This is a genomic window from Leclercia sp. LSNIH8 (assembly GCF_002920195.1).
Classification (GTDB): Bacteria; Pseudomonadota; Gammaproteobacteria; order Enterobacterales; family Enterobacteriaceae; genus Enterobacter.
Window position 1 is genome coordinate 408,071 of the sequence record NZ_PQJY01000001.1, and the last position, 24,612, is coordinate 432,682.

At 58.6% G+C, this 24,612-nt stretch carries 23 protein-coding genes; 15 read left to right on the plus strand and 8 right to left on the minus strand.

Features of this window, described 5'->3' with window-relative positions:
- Positions 1-47 precede the first annotated feature (47 nt).
- From kdpE to kdpF, 6 genes are read right to left on the minus strand one after another with little or no spacing between them, the layout of a single operon-like run.
- A complete protein-coding gene (gene kdpE, locus C3406_RS02010; RefSeq protein WP_103823574.1) occupies positions 48-725 on the minus strand; it encodes a two-component system response regulator KdpE in 678 nt (225 codons plus the stop codon).
- Positions 722-3,397, minus strand: a complete 2,676-nt coding sequence (gene kdpD / locus C3406_RS02015; RefSeq protein WP_103823573.1) for a two-component system sensor histidine kinase KdpD — start codon at positions 3,395-3,397, stop codon at positions 722-724. Before kdpD ends, kdpE begins: the two co-directional genes overlap by 4 nt.
- The gene (gene kdpC / locus C3406_RS02020; protein WP_103823572.1) at positions 3,398-3,973 is read right to left on the minus strand and encodes a potassium-transporting ATPase subunit KdpC; all 576 of its coding nucleotides are present in this window, start codon (positions 3,971-3,973) and stop codon (positions 3,398-3,400) included.
- A gap of 12 nt (positions 3,974-3,985) precedes the next feature.
- Positions 3,986-6,034 (minus strand): potassium-transporting ATPase subunit KdpB, encoded by a 2,049-nt coding sequence (gene kdpB, locus C3406_RS02025; protein ID WP_103823571.1) that lies wholly within the window; start codon positions 6,032-6,034, stop codon positions 3,986-3,988.
- A gap of 18 nt (positions 6,035-6,052) precedes the next feature.
- Positions 6,053-7,732, minus strand: a complete 1,680-nt coding sequence (gene kdpA, locus C3406_RS02030) for a potassium-transporting ATPase subunit KdpA (RefSeq protein WP_103823570.1) — start codon at positions 7,730-7,732, stop codon at positions 6,053-6,055.
- Positions 7,732-7,821, minus strand: coding sequence for a K(+)-transporting ATPase subunit F (gene kdpF / locus C3406_RS02035; RefSeq protein WP_103823569.1), 90 nt, complete (start codon positions 7,819-7,821; stop codon positions 7,732-7,734). Before kdpF ends, kdpA begins: the two co-directional genes overlap by 1 nt.
- A gap of 308 nt (positions 7,822-8,129) precedes the next feature.
- Between kdpF and C3406_RS02040 the strand changes: the two genes are divergently transcribed.
- The 10 genes from C3406_RS02040 to nei all read left to right on the plus strand — a co-directional run bounded on the left by C3406_RS02040 (position 8,130) and on the right by nei (position 16,198).
- Entirely contained in the window at positions 8,130-8,336 is a 207-nt protein-coding gene (locus C3406_RS02040) for a YbfA family protein (RefSeq protein ID WP_103181047.1), read from the plus strand.
- 180 nt (positions 8,337-8,516) lie between these two features.
- A complete protein-coding gene (gene phrB, locus C3406_RS02045) occupies positions 8,517-9,929 on the plus strand; it encodes a deoxyribodipyrimidine photo-lyase (RefSeq protein ID WP_103823568.1) in 1,413 nt (470 codons plus the stop codon).
- Positions 9,930-9,938: 9 nt separating this feature from the next.
- Positions 9,939-10,682, plus strand: coding sequence for a type 2 GTP cyclohydrolase I (locus C3406_RS02050; protein WP_103823567.1), 744 nt, complete (start codon positions 9,939-9,941; stop codon positions 10,680-10,682).
- Between the two features lie 14 nt (positions 10,683-10,696).
- The gene (gene pxpB / locus C3406_RS02055; protein WP_103823566.1) at positions 10,697-11,353 is read left to right on the plus strand and encodes a 5-oxoprolinase subunit PxpB; all 657 of its coding nucleotides are present in this window, start codon (positions 10,697-10,699) and stop codon (positions 11,351-11,353) included.
- Entirely contained in the window at positions 11,347-12,279 is a 933-nt protein-coding gene (pxpC, locus tag C3406_RS02060) for a 5-oxoprolinase subunit PxpC (protein WP_103823565.1), read from the plus strand. Before pxpB ends, pxpC begins: the two co-directional genes overlap by 7 nt.
- Positions 12,269-13,003, plus strand: a complete 735-nt coding sequence (gene pxpA, locus C3406_RS02065) for a 5-oxoprolinase subunit PxpA (protein ID WP_103823616.1) — start codon at positions 12,269-12,271, stop codon at positions 13,001-13,003. Before pxpC ends, pxpA begins: the two co-directional genes overlap by 11 nt.
- 34 nt (positions 13,004-13,037) lie before the next feature.
- Positions 13,038-13,748, plus strand: a complete 711-nt coding sequence (locus tag C3406_RS02070; RefSeq protein ID WP_103823564.1) for a DUF969 domain-containing protein — start codon at positions 13,038-13,040, stop codon at positions 13,746-13,748.
- Positions 13,745-14,740, plus strand: a complete 996-nt coding sequence (locus C3406_RS02075; RefSeq protein ID WP_103823563.1) for a DUF979 domain-containing protein — start codon at positions 13,745-13,747, stop codon at positions 14,738-14,740. The genes C3406_RS02070 and C3406_RS02075 overlap by 4 nt, the downstream gene beginning before the upstream one ends.
- 9 nt (positions 14,741-14,749) lie before the next feature.
- Complete coding sequence (gene pcp / locus C3406_RS02080; RefSeq protein WP_103823562.1) at positions 14,750-15,394, plus strand: pyroglutamyl-peptidase I; 645 nt, start codon at positions 14,750-14,752, stop codon at positions 15,392-15,394.
- 12 nt (positions 15,395-15,406) lie between these two features.
- Complete coding sequence (gene nei / locus C3406_RS02085; protein WP_103823561.1) at positions 15,407-16,198, plus strand: endonuclease VIII; 792 nt, start codon at positions 15,407-15,409, stop codon at positions 16,196-16,198.
- A gap of 72 nt (positions 16,199-16,270) precedes the next feature.
- Here nei and C3406_RS02090 read toward each other — a convergent pair whose 3' ends face one another.
- Positions 16,271-17,557 (minus strand): citrate synthase, encoded by a 1,287-nt coding sequence (locus C3406_RS02090; protein WP_103823560.1) that lies wholly within the window; start codon positions 17,555-17,557, stop codon positions 16,271-16,273.
- Positions 17,558-17,762: 205 nt separating this feature from the next.
- Complete coding sequence (locus C3406_RS26755; RefSeq protein WP_418936630.1) at positions 17,763-17,870, minus strand: hypothetical protein; 108 nt, start codon at positions 17,868-17,870, stop codon at positions 17,763-17,765.
- Positions 17,871-18,197: 327 nt separating this feature from the next.
- Between C3406_RS26755 and sdhC the strand changes: the two genes are divergently transcribed.
- The 5 genes from sdhC to sucA all read left to right on the plus strand — a co-directional run bounded on the left by sdhC (position 18,198) and on the right by sucA (position 24,612).
- The gene (sdhC, locus tag C3406_RS02100; RefSeq protein ID WP_168194524.1) at positions 18,198-18,602 is read left to right on the plus strand and encodes a succinate dehydrogenase cytochrome b556 subunit; all 405 of its coding nucleotides are present in this window, start codon (positions 18,198-18,200) and stop codon (positions 18,600-18,602) included.
- Positions 18,596-18,943 carry a succinate dehydrogenase membrane anchor subunit gene (gene sdhD, locus C3406_RS02105; protein ID WP_103178717.1) on the plus strand — a complete coding sequence of 116 codons (348 nt, stop codon included), beginning with the start codon at positions 18,596-18,598 and terminating at the stop codon, positions 18,941-18,943. Before sdhC ends, sdhD begins: the two co-directional genes overlap by 7 nt.
- On the plus strand, positions 18,943-20,709 hold the full coding sequence (gene sdhA, locus C3406_RS02110; protein WP_103178718.1) for a succinate dehydrogenase flavoprotein subunit: 1,767 nt from the start codon (positions 18,943-18,945) through the stop codon (positions 20,707-20,709). Before sdhD ends, sdhA begins: the two co-directional genes overlap by 1 nt.
- Positions 20,710-20,724: 15 nt before the next feature.
- On the plus strand, positions 20,725-21,441 hold the full coding sequence (gene sdhB / locus C3406_RS02115; protein WP_103178719.1) for a succinate dehydrogenase iron-sulfur subunit SdhB: 717 nt from the start codon (positions 20,725-20,727) through the stop codon (positions 21,439-21,441).
- A gap of 363 nt (positions 21,442-21,804) precedes the next feature.
- Entirely contained in the window at positions 21,805-24,612 is a 2,808-nt protein-coding gene (gene sucA, locus C3406_RS02125) for a 2-oxoglutarate dehydrogenase E1 component (RefSeq protein WP_103823558.1), read from the plus strand.

Below are 24,612 nucleotides of genomic sequence, written 5' to 3' on the forward strand. Positions count from 1 at the left end.
GATTTTGTAGGCCCGGTAAGCGCTAGCGCCACCGGGCTTTTTTATGCTCAAAGCATAAAGCGGTAGCCAATCCCTGTTTCGGTTAACAGGTGCTGTGGACGCGCGGGATCCGCTTCGAGTTTCTGGCGAAGGTGTCCCATATAGATGCGCAGGTAGTGACTATGCTCCACCGCATTCGGTCCCCAGACCTGACTTAACAGCTGGCGCTGGGTGAGGACTTTGCCGTGATTGTTGAGCAACACCGCCAGCAGGCGAAACTCGATGGGGGTCAGGTGGATTTCAGCCTCACCGCGTTGAATACGCCGCGAGGCCAGATCGACACGAATATCCGAAAAGGTATACACCGGGTCGACGGGGACGGTGGTCGCGTGGCGGCGAAGGGCGACGCGCAGACGCGCCTGCAGTTCGCCAATACCAAACGGCTTGCTGAGATAGTCGTCGGCACCGGCATCGAGTGCGGCAATTTTGTCGCTCTCCTCCAGACGCGCCGAGAGCACAATGATCGGCATCTGGCTCCACTGGCGCACCTCCCGGATAAAGTCGAGGCCGTCGCCGTCCGGCAGGCCCAAATCGAGGATCACCAGGTCCGGCTTGCGGGTGGCGGCTTCTATCAGGCCTCGTTGCAGCGTCCCGGCATCGTGAACGCGCAACCCTTCACCTTCCAGCGCGGCACGCAGAAAACGACTGATGGCGAGTTCATCTTCAACAATCAGGACGTTAATCACAAATCCTCTGGAAATTCATTCAGCTCGGGTGGCGCATCAAGCGGCAGTGTAACACAAAACCCGGCCCCGCCTTCGGGGCGATTATGGGCGGTAATGGTGCCGCCGTGCACCTCAACAATCGCCTGGCAGATCGCCAGCCCCAGCCCGACGCCGGGAATGGCGGACTCCTTATTCCCGCGGGCAAACTTATCAAAGATAGCCTCTTCCTGACCCGCCGGAATGCCCGGTCCGGAGTCCCACACCTCCAGCTGCAGCTGCTCGGGGGTGACGCTGGCGTCAATGCCGATTTGCGCTCTGCTGCCCGCATATTTCGCGGCGTTCTCCAGCAGATTAATCAGCACCCGCTCGAACAGCGGGCCATCCACGTGGATCAACGCCAGGGGATCGGACATCGCGAGCGCGATATGCCGACCACCCAGCCCCGGCTCCAGCGTTTTTAAGGCGCTGCCGATCACCTCTTCCAGCGTCAGCCACTCTTTTTTCAGGTTAAAGCCGCCGGACTGGATCCGCGCCATATCCAGCAGGTTGTTCACCAGCCGGGTGGTGTTCAGCACATGCTGGCGGATCTCGCTGGCCTGGATAGCGTGGCGGGAGCCTTCTGCCGCCAGGTCGAGGGTCAGGATCTCCGACTGGCCGAACAGCACCGTCAGCGGCGTGCGCAGATCGTGGGAGAGGGCGGCCAGCAGCGAATTGCGAATGCTCTCCCGCTCGCTGGCTAACCGAGCCTGTTCTTCGCTGGCGGTGAGTGCCAGCCGTTCCAGCGCGCTCGCCACCAGCAGGGTAAAGGTCTCCAGCAGCCGCTGCTGCTCGGGGATCATCAGCTGGCGCAGGTTAGCCGGCTCGACAATCACCACCCCCTGACGCTGCAACGGCAGGATCTGATAGGGCACACCCGGGAGCGTGTCAGTGCCCGCACCCGCAGGCTGGCCTTTATCAAAGCTCCAGCGGACAATGGCCTCATCCCACGGGGTCATCCCCGAGACCGGGGTGAGCGGACACAGTTTGCCTTCGCGATCCGGGAGCAGGATCAGGCTGCGGGCGTTAAAAGTGGAGTGAATAAACTGCTGGCTGGTCTGGACGATATCCTGCGCGGTACGGCCCACCGCCAGCGCCTTCGACATCTCATACAGATGGCGGGTGCGCTGCTCGCGGTAACGGGCGATCCGCGCCTGATAGCGCACCCCCGCCGTCAGGTTGCCGATAAGCAATCCTACCGCCAGCATCACGGCGAAGGTAAGGACGTACTGCACATCCGACACCGCCAGGGTGCCGCGCGGGGCGATAAAAAAGAGATCGAAGCTGATCACGTTGATCACCGTCGCCAGCACCGAGGGCCAGCGGCCATAAAACAGGGCCACGAGCACCACTCCCAGCAGGTAGATCATCACCAGGTTGGCGGCATCGAAGCCGGGTAACCACTGGCTGGCGACAAAGGTGATCAGCGCGCAGAGCAGCACCGCCACCAGACAGCCGCGCAGCTGGATCCGCCATTTATCGCTGAATGCCCGGTTGTCCGGGGTTCTGGCGGGCAGGGCGGCCGGTTTGTCATCCAGTGCAACGATCAGCAGATCGAGGTCGGGGGCGCGCTGTGCCAGCTTGTCGGCAAAGCTCTCCCGGCTGAACCCGCGGCGACGGGAACGTCGGCCGATAACAATTTTGCCGAGGTTATGCTCCCGGGCGTAGCGCAGGATGGCTTTCTCTTCCGCCTGCTCGGCCAGGGTGGCGGTTTCGGCCCCCAGTTCCTGCGCCAGACGCAGGGCACCAAGAATGGCGCGGCGCTGGTTCTCCGGCAGACGGTGTAGCTGCGGCGTCTCCACGTAGACCGCATGCCAGACGCTGCCGAACTTCGCGGCCAGACGCGCGGCGGTGCGCACCAGCTTCTCGTTGCCGCTGCCGTGGCCGATGCAGAGCAAAATCGCATCGCGGGTATGCCACACCTTCTCCTGACCCTGGCGGTCGCGCCAGGCCCGCATCTGATCGTCCACCCGGTCGGCGGTGCGGCGCAGAGCCAGCTCGCGCAGGGCGATCAAATTGCCTTTACGGAAGAAGTGCTCGATGGCCCGCTCAGCCTGCCCGGCGATGTAAACTTTGCCTTCGTGCAGGCGCTGACGCAGATCGTCCGGGGGGAGATCCACCAGCACTACTTCGTCCGCGGCATCGAAAAACGGATCCGGGACGGTCTCCCGCACCTGGATGCCGGTGACGCCGCTGACCACATCGTTAAGGCTCTCCAGATGCTGAACGTTGACGGTGGTAAAGACATCAATCCCGGCGTCCAGCAGCTCCTCGACATCCTGCCAGCGTTTGGGATGGCGCGAGCCCGGGGCATTGGTGTGCGCCAGCTCGTCCATCAGGATCAGCGCCGGACGGCGGGCGAGGGCGGCGTCGAGATCGAATTCCGTTACCAGCCGCCCGCGATGATGAATGCGGCGTGGCGGCTGGGTTGCCAGCCCCGCCAGCAGCGCGGCGGTCTCCTGGCGACCGTGGGTCTCCACCACGCCGATGAGAATATCAAGCCCCTGGGCGCGCAGACGCTGGGCTTCACTGAGCATGGCGAAGGTCTTGCCGACGCCCGCGCAGGCGCCGAAGAAGATTTTCAGCTTGCCGCGATGGGGAGCGGCAGCCTGCTCCAGCAGTTTGTCCGGGTCCGGGCGCAGAGGCTCGTCAATCATTTACTCTTTCCTTAGCGCGTCCAGCGCCAGATTCAATTCAACAATATTGACCACTGGATTGCCCATCGCGCTGAATAATGGCTTTTGCGTATGGGCGGCCACCAGCTGGCTGAGCTGTTCGGTGCTGAGCTGACGCGCCAGAGCAACGCGCGGGATCTGCCAGGCGACGGCCTGCGGCGTCAGGCTGTAGTCCAGCCCGCTGCCTGAGGCGGTCACCAGTTCAACCGGCACTGCCGGGCTCGCCTGCGGGTTGGCTGCACGCAGAGCCGCCACGCGGGCGCGAACGGCGTCATCCAGCTCAGGGTTGCTGCCCGCCAGATTGCTGCCGCCCGAGGCCATGGGATTATACGGGCTCTCAGCCGTAGCGGAAGGACGCCCGTGAAAGTAACCCGCCGCGGTAAAGTCTTGCCCAATCAGCCGGGAACCGCGGATCTCCCCCTGCTGGTAGATAAGCGATCCGTTCGCCTGGTTGGTAAACCACCACTGACCCAGCGCGGTGGTCACCAGCGGATAGAGCCCGCCGGTTATCAGGGCCAGCAGAATAAACAACAGTATAGCGGAGCGTAACATAGCCATTTGATTTTCCTCTTAAACCAGCCCGAACAGGGTGAGCACAACGTCGATGGCTTTAATGCCGATAAACGGCACCACCAGCCCACCCAGACCGTAAATCCACAGGTTGCGGCGCAGCATGGCGGCGGCGGTGAGCGGCTTGTAGCTCACCCCTTTCAGCGCCAGCGGGATGAGAAAGATAATGATCAGCGCGTTGAAGATTACTGCGCTCAGGATGGCCGAGGCGGGGGAGTGCAGTTGCATCACGTTCAGGGCGTTCAGCTGCGGATAAGTTGCCGCAAACGCCGCCGGAATAATGGCGAAATATTTCGCCACGTCGTTGGCGATACTGAAGGTGGTCAGCGAGCCCCGGGTCATCAGCATCTGTTTGCCGATATGCACCACCTCGATCAGCTTGGTCGGATTAGAGTCGAGGTCGACCATATTGCCCGCCTCTTTCGCCGCCTGGGTGCCGGAGTTCATTGCCACTGCGACATCTGCCTGGGCAAGGGCCGGGGCGTCATTGGTACCGTCGCCGGTCATGGCCACCAGCCGTCCTTCTCCCTGGTACTGGCGGATCAGCGCCAGTTTGGCCTCCGGCGTCGCTTCGGAGAGAAAATCATCCACCCCCGCTTCGGCAGCAATGGCGGCGGCAGTCAGACGGTTATCCCCGGTGATCATCACCGTTTTGATGCCCATTTTGCGCAGCTGGGCAAAACGCTCCTTGATGCCGCCTTTGACGATATCTTTCAGAGCGATCACCCCGAGAACGCTGGCTCCTTCCGCCACCACCAGCGGCGTGGCCCCCTGACGTGCGACGTTCTCCACCAGGGTATCGACCTGCGGCGGGAAATGGCCGTTATTGGCGGCGATATGGCGGCGAATGGCGTCCACCGAGCCCTTGCGTATCAGCCGGTCCTGAATGTTAATCCCGCTCATCCGCGTTTGCGCCGTAAAGGGCACAAAGGTGGCGTGCAGGCTCTGCACGTCGCGCTGGCGCAGGTTGAAGCGCTGTTTGGCGAGGATCACGATGCTTCGGCCTTCCGGGGTTTCATCCGCCAGCGAGGCGAGCTGGGCGGCATCGGCCAGCGTTTGTTCGTCCACGCCCGGGGCGGGCAGAAATTCGGAGGCCTGACGGTTGCCGAGGGTGATGGTGCCGGTTTTATCCAGCAGCAGCACGTCGACGTCGCCAGCCGCCTCGACCGCCCGACCGCTGGTGGCGATGACGTTGGCCGCCAGCATCCGGCTCATGCCCGCCACGCCGATGGCCGACAGCAGGCCGCCGATAGTGGTCGGGATCAGGCAGACCAGCAGGGCCACCAGCACGGTGACGCTCACCGCCGTCCCGCCATAGGACGAGAAGGGCCACAGGGTTGCCGTCGCCAGCAGGAAGACGATAGTCAGCGCCACCAGCAGAATGGTCAGGGCGATTTCGTTTGGGGTTTTACGCCGCTGGGCGCCTTCCACCATGGCGATCATCCGATCAAGGAAGGTTTCGCCCGGATTGACGCTGCACTGGATCACCAGCCAGTCGGAAAGAATGCGCGTTCCGCCAGTGACCGAGGCAAAATCGCCCCCGGACTCACGGATCACTGGCGCGGACTCCCCGGTGATGGCGCTCTCATCCACCGAGGCGCCCCCTTCGATCACCTCCCCGTCGCAGGGGATAATGTCTCCGGCCTCCACCAGGACGATGTCGCCTTTGCGCAGCGTATCCGCAGGCACTGTTTCGCTGGCCGCACCATATTTCGCTTCGCGCAGCTTGCGGGCGAATGCGGTTTTCTGCACCCCTTTGAGGCTGTTGGCCTGCGCTTTGCTGCGTCCTTCCGCCAGCGCTTCGGCGACGTTGGCAAACAGCACGGTGAACCACAGCCACAGGCTGATCGCCGCGGTAAAGGTGGCGCTGCCTGACAGCCATCCGCCCGCCATGGCAAGAGCCAGCAGGGTGGTCAGCAGGCTCCCCAGCCAGACGATAAACATCACCGGATTGCGCCACTGCACGCGCGGATCTAATTTTTTTATCGCATCCATCAGCGCCTGGCGAACCAGAGCAGGTTCAAGCAGGGCCAGTTGCTTACGACTCATGAAGAATACTCCGTAAAATCAGCGTAAAGAGAGGTGTTCCGCAACCGGGCCTAATGCGAGGGCGGGAATAAAGGTGAGGGCGCCGACCAGCAGGACAGTGCCGATCAGCAGGCCGACAAATAGCGCGCCGTGGGTAGGCAGCGTGCCGCCAGAAACAGGCTGGCGGGTCTTGTTCACCAGCGATCCGGCGATGGCCATGACCGGAATAATCACCCCAAAGCGGCCGACCAACATGCAGAACGCCAGCAGGCAGTTCCAGAACGGCGAGTTGGCGCTCAGGCCCGCAAAGGCGCTGCCGTTGTTGTTGGCCGCCGATGACACCGCGTACAGCACCTCGCTGAAGCCGTGGATACCGGGGTTAAAGATGCCGCTGCGCGCGGCGTCGGTCATCAGCGCCAGGGCGGTGCCGAGCAGCACCAGCGCCGGGGTGACGAGGATCGCCAGCGCGGTCAGTTTCATCTCACGCACGTCGATTTTCTTACCCAGATATTCCGGGGTGCGGCCAATCATCAGCCCGGCGATAAAGACCGCCAGCAGCACAAACAGCAGCATGCCGTACAGGCCCGACCCGACACCGCCAAACACCACTTCACCAATCTGCATCAGCCACATCGGGATCATGCCGCCCAGCGCGGTGAAGGAGTCATGCATGGCGTTGACCGCTCCGCAGGAGGCGGCGGTGGTGATCACCGCATACAGGCTGCTGGCGAGAATGCCAAAGCGGCTCTCTTTACCTTCCATGTTGCTGTTGCTGTCCGCGCCGAGCAGCATAAAGTGGCTGTTACCCTGCCACTCCGCCCACATGACCAGCGCCGCGCAGACCACAAAGATGGCGGACATGGTCCAGAGGATCGTATGCCCCTGACGCCGATCGCTGACCGACTCGCCAAAGGCAAAGCACAGTGCGGTGGGGATCAGGAAGATCGCCAGCATCTGCACGGCGTTGGTCAGCGCGGTCGGATTCTCAAACGGATGGGCAGAGTTAGCGTTAAAGAAGCCGCCCCCGTTGGTGCCGAGCATTTTGATCGCTTCCTGGGAGGCGACCGGCCCCATCGGCAGCAGCTGTCTGGCCCCCTCCAGCGAGGTGAAGGGCTGATAAGGAAGCAGGTTCTGCAATACGCCCTGCTGCATAAACAGCAGGGCGATAACCAGCGACAGCGGCAGCAACACCCACAGGGTGATGCGGGTCAGATCGACCCAGGCGTTGCCAAGCGTAGTAACATTCTGGCGGGAGAAGGCGCGGGTCAGGGCGAAGATCACCGCAATGCCGCTGGCTGCCGAGAGGAAGTTTTGCACCGTCAGCCCCGCCATCTGGCTGAAATAGCTCAGGGTGGTTTCACCGGCATAGGACTGCCAGTTGGTGTTGCTGACAAAGCTCACTGCGGTGTTCAGCGCCAGATGCCATGAAAGCCCCGGGAGCTGCTGCGGATTGAACGGCAGAGCGCCCTGAAGCATCAGCATGGCGAAGAGCACGACCAGGCCCACGCCATTCAACAGCAGAATAGCAAACAGGTAATGACGCCAGTCCATCTCATCGGCGCGGATCCCGAGCAGGCGCAGTATCCCTGCGTCAATGGCCTGCACCCCGGGCAGCGGCAGGCCGTTAATCATGCGTGCCAGCCACATCCCCAGTGGCCGGGCGAGTATGAACAGCACCAGCAGAAAGCTGGCGATAAGCAGAAATCCCTGAGCGGCCATCAGAATGCCTCCGCGTTAAGCAGGGCATAAATCAGATACCCCAGTAACAGAAACACCAGCGCGATGCCCACAATTACACCTGCACTCACAATTCACCTCCAGGTGACATTAGTCATGGTGCAAACGGTAAATTTTCTGGCGCAAAGATTTCGCAAAAATCAGACGGGGAGGTGTAAAAAAAGTATAAAAATGGCTAAGACCATAATTTAACTAATGGTTAGTATTAATTTAACTTTTATGTAACTAAATTACGGGGTGAAGTGTAAAGATCCTTTTTTGAGGGCAAAAAAGTGGTCGGATGAGTAGTAAAATTACAGCCAAAGCGTTACTATTTTCAGCAGATAATCAGTTTTACTTTTCCGGAGCAGGTTTCCGGCCAGAAAGAGGGGAGAAAATGATGGAATTTTACAAAGCGTATCCGGCACATATCGTTTTTATTCGCCGCACTTTCGCTGTGTTAGCGGGTGTTCTGGCGTTACCAGTCATGCTTTTCTGGAAAGATCGTGCACGTTTTTACAGCTATCTGCATCGCGTATGGGCGAAGACCAGCGATAAGCCGGTGTGGATGGATCAGGCTGAAAAAGCCATTTGTGATTTTTATTAAGAAAGACTACACACAGCAATTGCAGTAACAAAAAAACCGCCACAGCAATGTGGCGGTTTTTTTATCCCCAGAGATTCGCGGTCCGTTGGGCGGCCTTTTTTATTTCAGTATGGCTACACTTGTTAAAGCAAAGTATCCTCGGTGACTTGTAGATGTTACAGACGATAATACTGGAGTGTTATGGCCACCTATCTGGTCTGGTTTCGCGCCGATCTGCGCATCCACGATAACCTTGCGCTTGCCGCCGCCTGCCGCGACAAACATGCTCGCGTCCTGGCGCTTTTCATCGCCACGCCGCAGCAGTGGCGTGAGCACGCCATGGCGCCTCGCCAGGCCGCCTTTCTTCATGCTCATCTTAACGATCTGCAACAGCAGCTGGCCGACAGAGGTATTCCGCTGCTCTATGCTCAGGTGGCTGATTTCGCCGCCCAGGGCGAAAAAGTGGCGCAGCTTTGCGCAGAGCATGAGGTCACCCATCTCTTTTATAACTACCAGTACGAACTGAACGAGCAGCAGCGCGATCTCCAGCTGGAGCGCGCGTTGCAGAACGTGATCTGTCAGGGTTTTGATGACAGCGTGATCCTGCCGCCGGGTAGCGTCATGACCGGCGATCATAAGATGTACAAGGTCTTTACGCCGTTTAAAAATGCCTGGCTGCGGCGGCTGAAAGAGGGGCTGCCAGAGTGCGCGGCGGCACCTGCCGCCCGCGAGGGCGAAAAGGTGACCCCGTCGGCGCTGGATTTCGATTATCCGCAACAGCCATTCGATACCGACCTCTTTCCCGCGAGCGAGAAAGAGGCGATTACCCGTCTGCGTCAGTTCTGCCAACAGGGGGCTGGGGAGTATGAGGCGCAGCGTGATTTTCCGGCTATCGAAGGCACCAGCCGTCTCTCCGCCTGCCTGGCGCTGGGGGTGCTTTCTCCTCGCCAGTGCCTGCACCGCTTGCTGGCCGAGCAACCCCAGGCGCTGGAGGGGGGGCCGGGGGCGGTATGGCTCAACGAGCTTATCTGGCGGGAGTTTTATCGTCATCTGATGACGTATCACCCTGATTTATGTAAATATCGGCCATTCATCCGCTGGACTGATAACGTTGAATGGCAGTCTGACGATGTGCAGCTGAAAGCCTGGCAAGAGGGGCAAACCGGCTATCCGATTGTCGATGCAGCCATGCGTCAGCTGAATGAAACCGGCTGGATGCACAACCGCCTGCGGATGATCACCGCCAGCTTTCTGGTAAAGGATCTGCTTATCGACTGGCGTGCCGGGGAACGTTACTTTATTTCACAGCTGATCGACGGCGACCTGGCCGCCAATAACGGCGGCTGGCAGTGGGCGGCATCAACCGGAACCGACGCCGCCCCCTATTTTCGTATTTTTAACCCGACAACCCAGGGACAGAAGTTTGATTCCGACGGCGTGTTTATCCGCCGCTGGCTGCCGGAGCTGGCCACCGTGCCGGACAAGGCCATCCACGATCCCTGGATCTGGGCGGACAAGCAGGGCGTCACCCTCGCATATCCCCGCCCGGTTGTCGATCATAAACAGGCGCGCGTTGCCACGCTGGCCGCGTATGAAGCCGCCCGTAAAGCATAGGGAGTCATAATGAAAAACAGTGAACTGGAACGACTGATTAACGACAAACTGAACAGCGCCAGCTTCAGCGACTACGCACCGAATGGCCTGCAGGTGGAAGGGCGCGAAACTATTCAGAAGATTGTTACCGGCGTGACGGCAAGCCAGGCGCTGCTGGATGAAGCGGTACGCCAGAAGGCCGATGCCGTTATCGTTCACCACGGCTATTTCTGGAAGGGGGAATCCCCGGTTATTCGCGGCATGAAGCGCAACCGCCTGAAGACCTTGCTGGAAAACGACATCAACCTCTATGGTTGGCACCTGCCGCTGGATGCGCACCCGGAGCTGGGGAACAACGCCCAGCTGGCGGCGCTGCTCGGCATTAACATCATGGGCGAAATCGAGCCGCTGGTGCCGTGGGGGGAACTCTCCATGCCGGTACCGGGACTGGAGCTGGCCTCGTGGATCGAAGCGCGGCTGGGGCGCCGTCCGCTGTGGAGCGGCGATACCGGGCCGGATGAGGTAAAACGCGTCGCCTGGTGTACCGGCGGCGGGCAGAGCTTTATTGACAGCGCGGCGCGTTTTGGCGTCGATGCATTTATTACCGGCGAAGTCTCTGAGCAAACCATTCACTCCGCCCGCGAGCAGGGGCTGCATTTTTATGCGGCAGGTCACCATGCCACGGAACGCGGCGGCATTCGCGCGCTCAGCGAATGGCTGACAGAAAACACCGACCTGGATGTCACCTTTGTCGATATTCCTAATCCAGCCTGATGAGAGGTATCTAAGTGCAGCGAGCACGTTGTTATCTGCTAGGCGAAACCGCCGTCGTACTGGAACTGGAGCCGCCGGTAACCCTGGCGACGCAAAAACGGATCTGGCGCTTGACCCAGCGACTGGGTGAAATCCCTGAAGTGGTGGAAGCCATTCCGGGGATGAATAACATCACCGTGGTGCTGCGCAATCCCCACTCGGTGGCGCTGGATGCCATCGAACGTCTGCAGCGCTGGTGGGAAGAGAGCGAGGCGCTGGAGCCCGATTCCCGCGCTATCGAGATCCCCGTGGTGTACGGTACCGCCGCGGGCCCCGATCTGGGCGAGGTGGCGCGGCACGCGGGGCTGACCGAGAAACAGGTCGTGGAGCTCCATTCCTCCGCGGATTATGTGGTCTGGTTTTTGGGCTTTCAGCCGGGCTTTCCTTACCTGGGCGGGCTGCCTGAGCAGTTGGCTACGCCGCGTCGCGCCGAACCCCGGTTGCAGGTGCCGGCAGGCTCGGTGGGGATTGGCGGGTCGCAGACCGGTATTTATCCCTTAGCCACACCCGGAGGCTGGCAGCTGATTGGACACACCTCTCTGCCGCTGTTCGATCCCGCTCGTGACGAGCCGGTGCTGCTGCGACCGGGCGATACCGTGCGGTTTATCCCGCAGAAGGAGGGGGTATGTTAAAAATTATTCGAGCAGGGCTCTATACCTCGGTGCAGGACGGCGGGCGCATCGGTTTTCGCCAGTCAGGGATCAGCTACTGCGGCGCGCTGGATAAACCGGCCTTGCAGATTGGCAATATACTTGTGGGCAATGACCCGGATGATGCCGCGCTGGAGATCACCCTGGGGCAATGTATCTTCGAATTTGAACAGGATGGCTGGTTTGCCCTGACCGGTGCGGGCTGTGATGCCCGGCTTGACGGGGCCGCGGTCTGGACCGGCTGGCGCCTGCCGGTGAAAGCCGGGCAGCAACTCACGCTCAATCGTCCCCGCCGCGGCATGCGCAGCTATCTGGCGATTGCGGGCGGAATTGATGTGCCGTCGGTAATGAACTCCCTCAGCACCGATCTGAAGGTGGGGCTGGGCGGTCATGAAGGGCGGCTGCTGAAAGATGGCGATCGCCTGCAGGTTCGGGCCGGTGGACGCGAATTCCGTGAAGCCCAGGGCGTGAAACAGCTCCTTTGGAGTAACCGCGTGCGTGCCTTGCCGGGACCGGAATACCATGAGTTCGATCAGGCCTCCCAGGATGCGCTCTGGCGTCTGCCCTGGCAGCTCAGCCCACAGAGTAACCGTATGGGCTACCGCCTGCAGGGGCAAAAACTGGCGCGCACCACCGATCGGGAGATGCTGTCGCACGGGCTACTCCCGGGCGTGATTCAGGTGCCGCACAACGGGCAGCCTATCATTCTGATGAACGATGCCCAGACCACCGGGGGCTATCCGCGGATCGCCTGCATCATCGAGGCCGATATGTACCATCTGGCGCAGGCCCCGCTCGGACAACCTATTCACTTTGTCCCCTGCACGCTGGAAGAGGCGCTGGAGGCGCGGCGCATCCAGAAGCAGTACATCGAACAGCTGGCGTGGAGGTTACATGATCGCGGTTGATTTAAATGCAGATTTAGGTGAAGGGTGCGGCAGCGATGCCGCACTGTTAAAGCTGGTGTCGTCAGCCAATATCGCCTGCGGATTCCATGCCGGCGATGCCGCAACCATGCTGGCCTGCGTGCGCGAGGCGCTGAAAAATGGGGTGACCATCGGGGCGCATCCCAGCTTCCCGGACCGGGAAAACTTTGGCCGCACAGCCATGACCCTGCCGCCGGAGACGGTCTACGCCCAGATGCTCTACCAGATTGGTGCCCTGGCGGCGATCGTTCGCGCCGAAGGCGGGCAGCTGCGTCACGTAAAACCGCACGGCATGCTCTATAACCAGGCGGCAAAAGATCGCGACCTGGCGGATGCGATCGCCCGCGCCGTTTCGACCGTTGACCCGGATCTGATTCTGGTTGGTCTGGCGGGGAGCGAGTTGATCCGCGCGGGAACGCGCTATGGCCTGATCACCCGGGAAGAGGTGTTTGCCGATCGCGGATATCAGGCCGATGGCAGCCTGGTGCCGCGTACCCAGGCCGGGGCGCTGATCGCCGATGAAGATCAGGCTCTGGCGCAAACCCTGGAGATGATCCAGCACGGGCGGGTGAAGAGTATTACCGGTGAATGGGCAACCGTGCATGCGCAGACGGTGTGTATCCACGGTGACGGAGAACACGCGCTGGCCTTTGCCCGTCGCCTGCGCACAGAGTTTGAAGCAAACAATATAAAAATCAGTGCATAACGCACAACTGCAAACACCACAACAGGAAAACATCATGCCAGAGACGCTATCCCTCTGGCCACTCATCGGTATCGCGGTGATTGTGGTCGGGTTTCTTTTACGCTTTAACCCGGTGCTGGTGGTCATTGTCGCCGGGATCGTCACCGGCCTGGCGGCGCAAATGCCCATCGCCACTATTCTGGAAAAACTGGGCGAAGGGTTCCTCAATACCCGTAACCTGCCTTATATCCTGCTGATCCCGCTGGCGGTTATTGGTCTGCTGGAGCGCCACGGCCTGAAAGAGCGGGCCCAGGCGTGGATCGCGAAGATCCACAGCGCCACCGCCGGACGGCTTTTGATCGTCTATCTCTTCGTCCGTGAAACGTCGGCAGCAATGGGGCTGACCAGCCTTGGCGGACACCCGCAGATGGTGCGCCCGCTGCTGGCGCCGATGGCGGAAGGGGCGGCGGAGAAAAAGTATGGCGAGCTGCCGGGGGCGGTGCGCTATCGTCTGCGGGCGATGTCGGCAGCCACCGATAACGTCGGGCTATTCTTTGGCGAAGATATCTTTGTCGCCTTTGGCGCCATCATCTTTATGCATAACTTTATGCTGGAATCCGGCGGGATCCAGACGGAGCCGCTGCATATTGCCCTCTGGGGGATCCCGACCGCGCTCTGCGCCTTTGCGATCCACGCGACCCGCCTCTACCGCCTGGATAAGCATCTGGAGCGCGAGCTGGCCAAAGTGCAGGGAGCGGTGAAATGAACTTCCAGCAAAGCTATCTCTACTGGCTGGCAGGCCTGATCCTGCTCATCGTGGCGCTGATGTCGTTTCGCGATAAAGCCAACCCGCGACGTATTACCACCGGTCTGTTCTGGGGCATTTACGGCCTGCTGTTCCTGCTGGGGAACTGGACCTACGATCTGGTGGGCGACAAGCGCACCGTCCATATCGCGGTGGGTGTGGCAGTTGTGCTGCTGGCGCTGATCGCCGGTTTCGGCGGGGTCCGGCTGGGGAGTTACCATCAGCACACGCCAGAAGAGCGTGAGAGCAGCGCGAAGCGTCTGGGCAATCGCCTCTTTTTACCGGCCCTGGCCATTCCGGTGGTGACGGTGGTGGGCGTGCTGATGTTCAACCACATCCCGGGCCTGCAGGAGACGCTGTTCGGGCCGGGTAACCACTCGACGCTGGTGACGCTCTTCTCCATGACCGTCGGCTCGCTGATTGGTCTGGCGATGGCGGTTAAAATGACTCATGAAAAAGTGCACCAGCCTTTGCAGGAGGCACGCCGTCTGCTCGACTCCATCGGCTGGGCCTTTATTCTGCCGCAGATCCTGGCGACCCTTGGCCTGCTGTTTACCGCCGCCGGCGTCGGGGAGGGAATCTCTTACCTCACCCAGACGTACCTGGCAGTCGACAGCCGGTTTATTGCGGTGGCGGTCTACGCCGTGGGCATGGCGTTGCTGACCATGGTAATGGGTAACGCCTTCGCCGCGTTTCCGATTGTCACCGCCGGGATCGGTATTCCCATTCTGGTGCTGCAACACGGCGGCAACCCGGCGGTGATGGCGGCGATTGGCATGTTCTCCGGCTACTGTGGCACCCTGATGACGCCGATGGCGGCCAACTTCAATATTGTGCCCGCCGCGCTGCTGGAGTTACCCGATAAAAACGCGGTCATTAAAGCGCAGGTCCCCACCGGGGTATTGCTGCTGATCGCTAACGTCTTCCTGCTCTACTTCCTGATGTTCCTGTAAGGAGAAATGATGCGAACCGTATTAATCACCGGCTTTGAGCCGTTTGGCGGCGAAACCGTTAACCCCTCATGGGAGGTGGTAAAGCAGCTTGATGGCGCAATTATTGACGACTGCCGCGTGGTGGCGCGGCAGTTGCCCTGCGTGTTTGGCGAGTCGTTATCGGTGCTGAACGCGGCCATTGACGCGCTACAGCCCTCCGTGGTACTGGCGGTAGGGCAGGCCGGGGGCCGGGTGGATGTCACCGTTGAGCGGGTGGCGATCAACGTTGATGATGCCCGTATCCCGGATAACCACGGACAACAGCCGGTGGATGTGGCCATCGTTGAGGGCGGCCCGGCGGCCTGGTTCAGCACCCTGCCCATTAAAGCGATGGTGGCGGCGCTGCGTGAATCAGGTATTCCTGCTTCGGTTTCGCAGACGGCGGGGACATTTGTCTGCAACCACGTGATGTATGGCGTGCTGCACAAGCTGGCCAACAGCCCGGAGGTGAAGGGCGGGTTTATCCATATTCCTTACCTGCCCGAGCAGGCGGCGGCGCACCCTGGCGCCCCGAGCATGGCGACGCAAACCGTGAAGCAGGCGCTGGAGATCGCCATTACGGTGGCACTGCGTCAGGAGGCGGATATAAAAGTGGTGGGCGGCGCAACGCACTAACAAGGAGTCATCATGCCAGAAGGACCAGAGATCCGCCGCGCGGCGGATAGCCTGGAGGCGGCGATAAAAGGCAAACCGCTCACTGACGTGTGGTTTGCTTTTCCTCAGTTAAAACCGTTTGAATCCCGGCTTATCGGTGAGACGGTCACGCATCTGGAGACGCGCGGTAAAGCGCTGCTCACTCACTTTTCTAACCAGCTGACGCTCTACAGCCATAACCAGCTGTATGGCGTCTGGCGGGTGGTCGAGACCGGCCAGGAGCCGCAGACCACGCGGGTCCTGCGCGTTAAGTTACAGACCGCGGATAAAACCATTCTGCTCTACAGCGCCTCGGATATTGAGATGCTCTTGCCGGAGCAACTCACCACCCATCCCTTCCTGCAGCGGGTGGGGCCGGATGTGCTCGATTTACGCCTGACGACAGAGGAGGTGAAAGCGCGGCTGTTGTCGGCAAAATTCCGTAACCGGCAGTTTTCCGGCCTGCTGCTGGACCAGGCGTTTCTGGCTGGTTTAGGCAACTATCTGCGGGTCGAAATTCTGTGGGAGGTGGGGCTGGCGCCGCAGCGTAAAGCGTCACAGCTCACCGAAGAACAGCTCGACGCGCTGGCGCATGCGCTACTGGCGATCCCGCGTCTGTCGTACAACACCCGCGGGGTGGTGAATGACAAGAAGCATCACGGGGCGTTATTCCGCTTTAAGGTGTTTCATCGGGCGGGGAAAAAGTGCGAGCGGTGCGGCGGGGTGATTGAGAAAACGACGCTCTCTTCCAGACCGTTTTACTGGTGTCCTGCGTGCCAGATGTAAAAAAGCCGGGTGGCGCTAACGCTGACCCGGCCTGCTTAGGCCCGGCAAGCGTAACGCCGCCGGGCATCACTTTTAGCGATTAGTCACGTCAGACTCGAAATTACGCTGCTCGTAGCCAGTATAGAGCTGACGAGGACGGGCAATTTTCATGCCTTCGGTGTGCATTTCGTTCCAGTGTGCAATCCAGCCCACGGTACGCGCCATCGCGAAGATAACGGTAAACATGGAAGATGGAATGCCCATCGCTTTCAGGATGATACCGGAGTAGAAATCGACGTTCGGGTAGAGTTTCTTCTCGATGAAGTACGGGTCGTTCAGCGCGATGTGTTCCAGCTCCATCGCCACCTGCAGCAGGTCATCTTTGGTGCCCAGCTCTTTCAGCACTTCGTGGCAGGTTTCACGCATCACGGTTGCGCGCGGGTCATAGTTTTTGTAAACACGGTGACCGAAGCCCATCAGACGGAAGGAGTCGTTCTTATCCTTCGCACGACGGACGAATTCAGGAATGTGCTCAACGGAGCTGATCTCTTCCAGCATCTTCAGTGCCGCTTCGTTCGCGCCGCCGTGTGCCGGTCCCCACAGGGAGGCAATACCTGCTGCGATACAGGCGAACGGGTTCGCGCCGGAGGAGCCAGCGGTACGTACGGTAGAGGTGGAGGCGTTCTGCTCGTGGTCAGCGTGCAGGATCAGGATACGATCCATTGCGCGTTCCAGAACCGGGTTCACTTCGTACTCTTCACACGGCGTGGCGAACATCATACGCAGGAAGTTACCGGCGTAAGAGAGGTCGTTGCGTGGATAAACAAACGGCTGTCCGATGGAGTATTTGTAACACATCGCTGCCATGGTTGGCATTTTGGACAGCAGACGGAACGCGGCGATATCGCGGTGACGCTGGTTATTTACATCCAGGGAGTCATGGTAGAACGCAGCCAGCGCACCGGTGATCCCGCACATTACCGCCATTGGGTGTGAATCGCGGCGGAAGGCGTGGAACAGACGGGTAATCTGCTCATGGATCATTGTGTGACGGGTGACGGTGGTTTTGAACTCATCGTACTGTTCCTGAGTCGGCTTTTCGCCGTTCAGCAGGATGTAGCACACTTCCAGATAGTTGGAGTCAGTCGCTAACTGGTCGATGGGGAAACCGCGGTGCAACAGGATACCTTCATCACCGTCGATGTAGGTGATTTTGGACTCGCAAGATGCGGTGGAGGTAAAACCAGGGTCAAAGGTAAACATACCTTTAGAACCAAGACTACGGATATCAATAACATCCTGACCGAGCGTGCCTTTTAGCACATCCAGTTCAATAGCAGCGTCACCATTTAGGGTGATTTTTGCCTTAGTATCAGCCATTTACGGTCTCCTTAGCGCCTTATTGCTTAAGACTGCCCATAACCGGATTTGCATTCAGCTGATTTATCATTGTTACCAGTTTGTTATTTGGCTCGCCGCTCAGCTCACGAGGAGAAACCAGGGTACAGAGCAATGGCGCTAGCAGGTAAACAAATGAGAAACCAGAGAAATAACAGCAAATCAGTGTTTGTTCAGTCCGAATTTTTCAAACCTGTATATCACTAATAACTGTCCTGATAACTTCGGTCAATACCATCACACTGTTACATAACTTATTCTCAGGTGAAAGAGAGACCTCATAACTTTTGCGCATTATATGCCTTTTCTGGTGATGTTTGTAACAATAATGTTTAACATTTGTCAAATCAGATGATTAAAAATTAAAAAGATGTTGTTATCGTGACCCTGATCACTGTTCCAGAGAAAACCCGACAAACTGTATGTAGGTTAATTGTAATGATTTTGTGAACGGCCTATACTGCCGCCAGGTCTCCGGAAAACCCTGCAATCCCGAGCCAACCAGCGTTGTAACGTGTCATTTGAGCATCTGGAAGCAATGTTTTGCATGACGCACAGTTATATAAAAGGCACGCTGTCTGACCCGCATCGCAGTCCGGAGGAAGGAAACTATAAGAAGAGCATGTGGGCGTTATTCATGATAAGAAATGTGAAAAAACAAAGACCTGTCAATCTGGATCTCAAAACGATCCGATTCCCCGTAACGGCAATAGCGTCCATCCTTCATCGTGTATCCGGTGTGATCACGTTTGTCGCGGTGGGTATCCTGTTATGGTTACTGGGTACCAGCCTCTCGTCTCCGGAAGGATTCCAGCAGGCCGCCAACATCATGAACGGTTTCTTTGTGAAATTTATCATGTGGGGCATCCTCACCGCGCTGGCCTATCACGTTGTTGGCGGCATCCGCCATATGCTGATGGATGTCGGCTATCTGGAAGAGACCTTCGAAACCGGCAAACGTACCGCTAACATCTCCTTTGTTATCACTGTCGTGCTTTCACTTCTCGCAGGAGTTCTCGTATGGTAAGCAACGCCTCCGCATTAGGACGCAACGGCGTACATGACTTCATTCTGGTCCGTGCTACCGCTATCGTTCTCACCCTCTACATCATCTACATGATCGGTTTCTTTGCCACCAGCGGCGATCTGACCTGGGAAATCTGGACTGGCTTCTTCGGGTCTGCCTTTACCAAAGTGTTTACCCTGCTGGCGCTCTTCTCCATTCTGATCCACGCGTGGATTGGCATGTGGCAGGTACTGACCGACTACGTTAAATCAATGGCGATTCGTCTCGCGCTGCAGCTGGCTATTGTCGTTGCACTGGTGGTTTACGTTATTTATGGATTTGTTGTGGTGTGGGGTGTGTGATGAAACTTCCAGTCAGAGAATTTGACGCTGTAGTGATTGGCGCCGGCGGCGCAGGTATGCGCGCGGCGCTGCAAATTTCCCAGAGCGGCCAGACCTGTGCGCTGCTCTCTAAAGTGTTCCCGACCCGTTCCCATACCGTATCTGCGCAGGGTGGCATCACCGTTGCGCTCGGTAATACCCATGATGATAACTGGGAATGGCATATGTACGACACGGTGAAAGGTTCCGACTATATCGGTGACCAGGACGCCATTGAATATATGTGTAAAACCGGCCCGGAAGCGATTCTGGAGCTTGACCACATGGGTCTGCCTTTCTCCCGCCTGGAGAACGGTACCATCTATCAACGTCCGTTTGGCGGCCAGTCGAAGAACTTCGGCGGCGAGCAGGCGGCACGTACAGCGGCAGCGGCCGACCGTACTGGTCACGCCCTGTTGCATACCCTGTATCAGCAGAACCTGAAGAACAAAACCACCATCTTCTCCGAGTGGTATGCGTTGGATCTGGTGAAAAACGAAGATGGCGCCATCGTCGGTTGTACCGCCCTGTGCATTGAAACCGGTGAAGTGGTCTACTTCAAAGCCCGTGCCACCGTGCTGGCAACTGGCGGCGCAGGCCGTATTTATCAGTCCACCACGAACGCCCATATCAACACCGGTGACGGCGTCGGTATGGCTATCCGCGCAGGTGTGCCGGTGCAGGATATGGAGATGTGGCAGTTCCACCCCACCGGTATCGCCGGTGCGGGCGTGCTGGTCACAGAAGGCTGCCGCGGTGAGGGTGGTTATCTGCTGAACAAACATGGCGAGCGCTTCATGGAGCGTTATGCCCCAAATGCCAAAGACCTGGCGGGTCGTGACGTGGTGGCGCGTTCCATCATGATCGAAATCCGTGAAGGTCGCGGCTGCGACGGTCCATGGGGCCCGCACGCGAAGCTGAAACTTGACCATCTGGGTAAAGAGGTTCTGGAATCCCGTCTGCCGGGCATCCTGGAGCTGTCCCGTACCTTCGCTCACGTCGACCCGGTTAAAGAGCCGATCCCGGTAATCCCAACCTGCCACTACATGATGGGCGGTATTCCGACCAAAGTGACCGGCCAGGCGCTGACCGTGAACGAGCAGGGCGAAGATGTGGTGATCCCGGGCCTGTTTGCGGTAGGCGAAATTGCCTGTGTATCCGTACACGGCGCCAACCGTCTGGGCGGCAACTCTCTGCTCGACCTGGTGGTGTTTGGTCGTGCGGTCGGTCTGCATCTGCAGGAGTCCATTGCCGAGCAGGGGCCACTGCGTGATGCCACCGAAGCAAATATTGAAGCCTCTCTGGAGCGTCTCAACCGCTGGAACGGCAACCGTAACGGCGAAGATCCGGTGGAAATCCGTAAAGCGCTGCAGGAGTGCATGCAGCACAACTTCTCGGTATTCCGTGAAGGTGACGCGATGGCCAAAGGTCTTGAGCAGCTGAAAGCGATCCGCGAGCGTCTGAAAAATGCCCGTCTGGACGACACCTCCAGCGAGTTCAACACCCAGCGCGTTGAGTGCCTGGAGCTGGATAACCTGATGGAAACCGCATACGCAACGGCGGTCTCTGCAAACTTCCGTACCGAGAGCCGTGGCGCCCATAGCCGCTTCGACTTCCCGGATCGTGATGATGAAAACTGGCTGTGCCACTCCCTGTATCTGCCAGAGACGGAATCCATGACGCGACGCAGCGTCAATATGGAACCGAAACTGCGTCCGGCGTTCCCGCCGAAGATTCGTACTTACTAATGCGGAGACAGGACAATGAAACTCGAATTTTCAGTTTATCGTTATAACCCTGATGTTGATGACGCTCCGCGTATGCAGGATTACACCCTGGAAGCGGAAGAAGGCCGTGACATGATGCTGCTGGACGCCTTAATGCAGCTGAAAGAAAAGGATCCGACACTGTCGTTTCGTCGTTCCTGCCGTGAAGGGGTGTGTGGCTCCGACGGTCTGAACATGAATGGCAAAAACGGTCTGGCCTGTATCACGCCTATCTCGGCGCTTAACCGTCCGGGACAGAAGATTGTCATCCGCCCTCTGCCAGGACTGCCGGTCGTGCGCGATTTGGTGGTGGACATGGGGCAATTCTATGCACAATATGAGAAGATTAAGCCTTACTTATTGAATAATGGGCAAAATCCACCCGCTCGCGAGCATTTACAGTCGCCAGAGCAGCGTGAAAAACTCGATGGCCTGTATGAGTGTATCCTCTGTGCATGTTGTTCGACCTCTTGCCCGTCGTTCTGGTGGAACCCGGACAAGTTTATCGGCCCGGCTGGCCTGCTGGCAGCGTACCGCTTCCTGATTGACAGCCGCGATACCGAAACCGACAACCGCCTGGAAGGGCTGAGTGATGCTTTCAGCGTATTCCGCTGCCACAGCATCATGAACTGCGTCAGTGTATGTCCTAAGGGGCTGAACCCGACGCGTGCTATCGGCCACATTAAGTCGATGTTGTTGCAGCGCAGTGCGTAAGTAACAACGCCGGATGGCGCTGCGCTTATCCGGCCTACGATTTTGTAGGCCCGGTCAGCGTAGCGCCACCGGGCAATTTGCAGAAACCTTTAAAAACTGCCAGTTAAGTAAATAATCGAGACGTTCAGCGCGAGACAAGGCGCGGTTGAACGAATCCCCTGGAGCATAGTGAACTATGTGACTGGGGTGAGTGAAAGCCGCAACGCAGTCGCAGCCGGAACGACGAAGATTATTTAGACAGTTTCTAAAGGTTCCTTCGCGGGCCAAAGTAAAAGAGCTCGCAGGTGAACCCCGGCACGTACACGTGGTGTGCGTGGTAGTTTCTACGGCGAAAGTAAGCATAAAAATGCTTAAGGGATCACGATGCAGAACGGCGCAATGAAAGCCTGGCTGGACTCTTCATTCCTCTCTGGTGCAAACCAAAGCTGGATTGAACAGCTCTATGAAGACTTCTTAACCGACCCTGACTCAGTGGACGCTAACTGGCGTTCCATGTTCCAGGAGTTACCTGGAACGGGTGTCAAACCGGATCAATTTCATTCCAAAACACGTGATTATTTCCGTCGTCTGGCGAAGGATGCCTCACGTTACTCTTCCGCTATCTCCGACCCTGACACCAATGCGAAGCAGGTTAAAGTCCTGCAGCTGATTAACGCCTACCGCTTCCGCGGCCACCAGCACGCAAATCTGGATCCGCTGGGATTGTGGAAGCAGGAGCGCGTGGCTGATTTAGATCCGGCATATCACGATCTGACCGAAGCGGATTTCCAGGAAACCTTCAACGTTGGCTCTTTCGCTATCGGCAAAGACACCATGAAGCTGGGCGATCTGCTGGAAGCGCTGAAGCAGACCTACTGCGGCTCCATCGGTGCAGAGTATATGCACATCACCTCTACCGAAGAGAAACGCTGGATCCAGCAGCGTATCGAATCCGTTGCCGGTAAATCCACCTTCAATGCCGACGAGAAAAAGCGTTTCCTGAACGAACTGACCGCAGCCGAAGGGCTGGAGCGTTATCTCGGTGCGAAATTCCCGGGCGCAAAACGCTTCTCGCTGGAAGGCGGCGATGCGCTGGTGCCGATGCTGAAAGAGCTGATCCGCCACGCGGGCAACAGCGGTACCCGCGAAGTGGTACTGGGCATGGCGCACCGTGGTCGTCTGAACGTGCTGATCAACGTGTTGGGTAAAAAGCCACAGGATCTGTTCGACGAATTCGCGGGCAAACATAAAGAACACCTCGGTACCGGTGACGTGAAGTACCACATGGGCTTCTCATCGGATATCGAAACCCAGGGCGGCCTGGTTCACATGGCGCTGGCGTTTAACCCGTCGCACCTTGAGATCGTCAGCCCAGTGGTTATCGGCTCCGTGCGCGCCCGTCTGGATCGTCTGGACGAGCCAAGCAGCAACAAAGTTCTGCCAATCACCATCCACGGCGATGCGGCAGTCACCGGGCAGGGCGTGGTTCAGGAGACCCTGAACATGTCGAAAGCGCGGGGTTACGAAGTGGGCGGTACCGTTCGCATCGTCATCAACAACCAGGTGGGCTTCACCACTTCTAACCCGCTGGATGCACGTTCCACCCCATACTGCACCGACATCGGTAAGATGGTTCAGGCACCAATTTTCCACGTGAACGCCGATGACCCGGAAGCGGTCGCGTTCGTGACCCGCCTGGCGCTGGATTTCCGTAACACCTTTAAGCGCGATGTGTTCATCGACCTGTTCTGCTATCGCCGTCATGGCCATAACGAAGCGGACGAGCCGAGTGCAACCCAGCCGCTGATGTACCAGAAAATCAAAAAACATCCGACCCCGCGTAAAATCTATGCTGACAAGCTGGAAGCGGAGAAGGTTGTCACCCTGGAAGATGCCACCGAGATGGTCAACCTCTACCGCGACGCGCTGGATGCCGGCGAATGCGTGGTGAAAGAGTTGCGTCCGATGAACATGCACTCCTTTACCTGGTCGCCATACCTCAACCACGAGTGGGATGAGAGCTACCCGAACAAGGTAGAGATGAAGCGTCTGCAGGAGCTGGCAAAACGCATCAGCACCGTACCTGAAGCGATCGAGATGCAGTCCCGCGTGCAGAAGATTTATGCTGACCGTCAGGCAATGGCCTCAGGCGAGAAGCTCTTTGACTGGGGCGGAGCAGAGAACCTGGCGTACGCCACTCTGGTTGATGAAGGTATTCCGGTCCGTCTGTCTGGTGAAGATGCGGGCCGCGGCACCTTCTTCCACCGTCATGCGGTGATCCATAACCAGACCAACGGTTCAACCTACACCCCGCTGCAGCACGTGCACAACGGCCAGGGCCAGTTTAAGGTCTGGGACTCCGTGCTCTCTGAAGAAGCAGTCCTGGCATTCGAATACGGTTACGCCACCGCAGAACCGCGTACCCTGACCATCTGGGAAGCGCAGTTCGGCGACTTCGCCAACGGTGCGCAGGTGGTTATCGACCAGTTCATCTCTTCCGGCGAGCAGAAGTGGGGCCGTATGTGTGGCCTGGTGATGCTGCTGCCGCACGGCTACGAAGGGCAGGGCCCGGAGCACTCCTCCGCACGTCTGGAGCGTTATCTGCAGCTCTGCGCCGAGCAGAACATGCAGGTTTGCGTACCGTCTACCCCGGCACAGGTTTATCACATGCTGCGTCGTCAGGCGCTGCGCGGGATGCGCCGTCCGCTGGTGGTGATGTCGCCGAAATCGCTGCTGCGTCACCCGCTGGCGGTCTCCAGCCTGGAAGAGCTGGCAAACGGCACCTTCCTGCCGGCCATCGGTGAAATTGACGAACTGGATCCGCAGGGCGTTAAGCGTGTCGTGATGTGTTCTGGTAAGGTTTATTACGACCTGCTGGAACAGCGCCGTAAGAACGATCAGAAAGATGTCGCCATCGTGCGTATCGAACAGCTTTATCCGTTCCCGCATCAGGCGATGCAGGAAGTGCTGAAACAGTACGCTCACGTACATGATTTTGTCTGGTGCCAGGAAGAGCCGCTCAACCAGGGCGCATGGTACTGCAGCCAGCATCATTTCCGTGAAGTGATTCCATTTGGGTCTGCTCTGCGTTATGCAGGTCGCCCGGCCTCCGCCTCTCCGGCGGTAGGGTATATGTCCGTTCACCAGAAGCAGCAACAAGATCTGGTCAATGACGCGCTGAACGTCGATTAA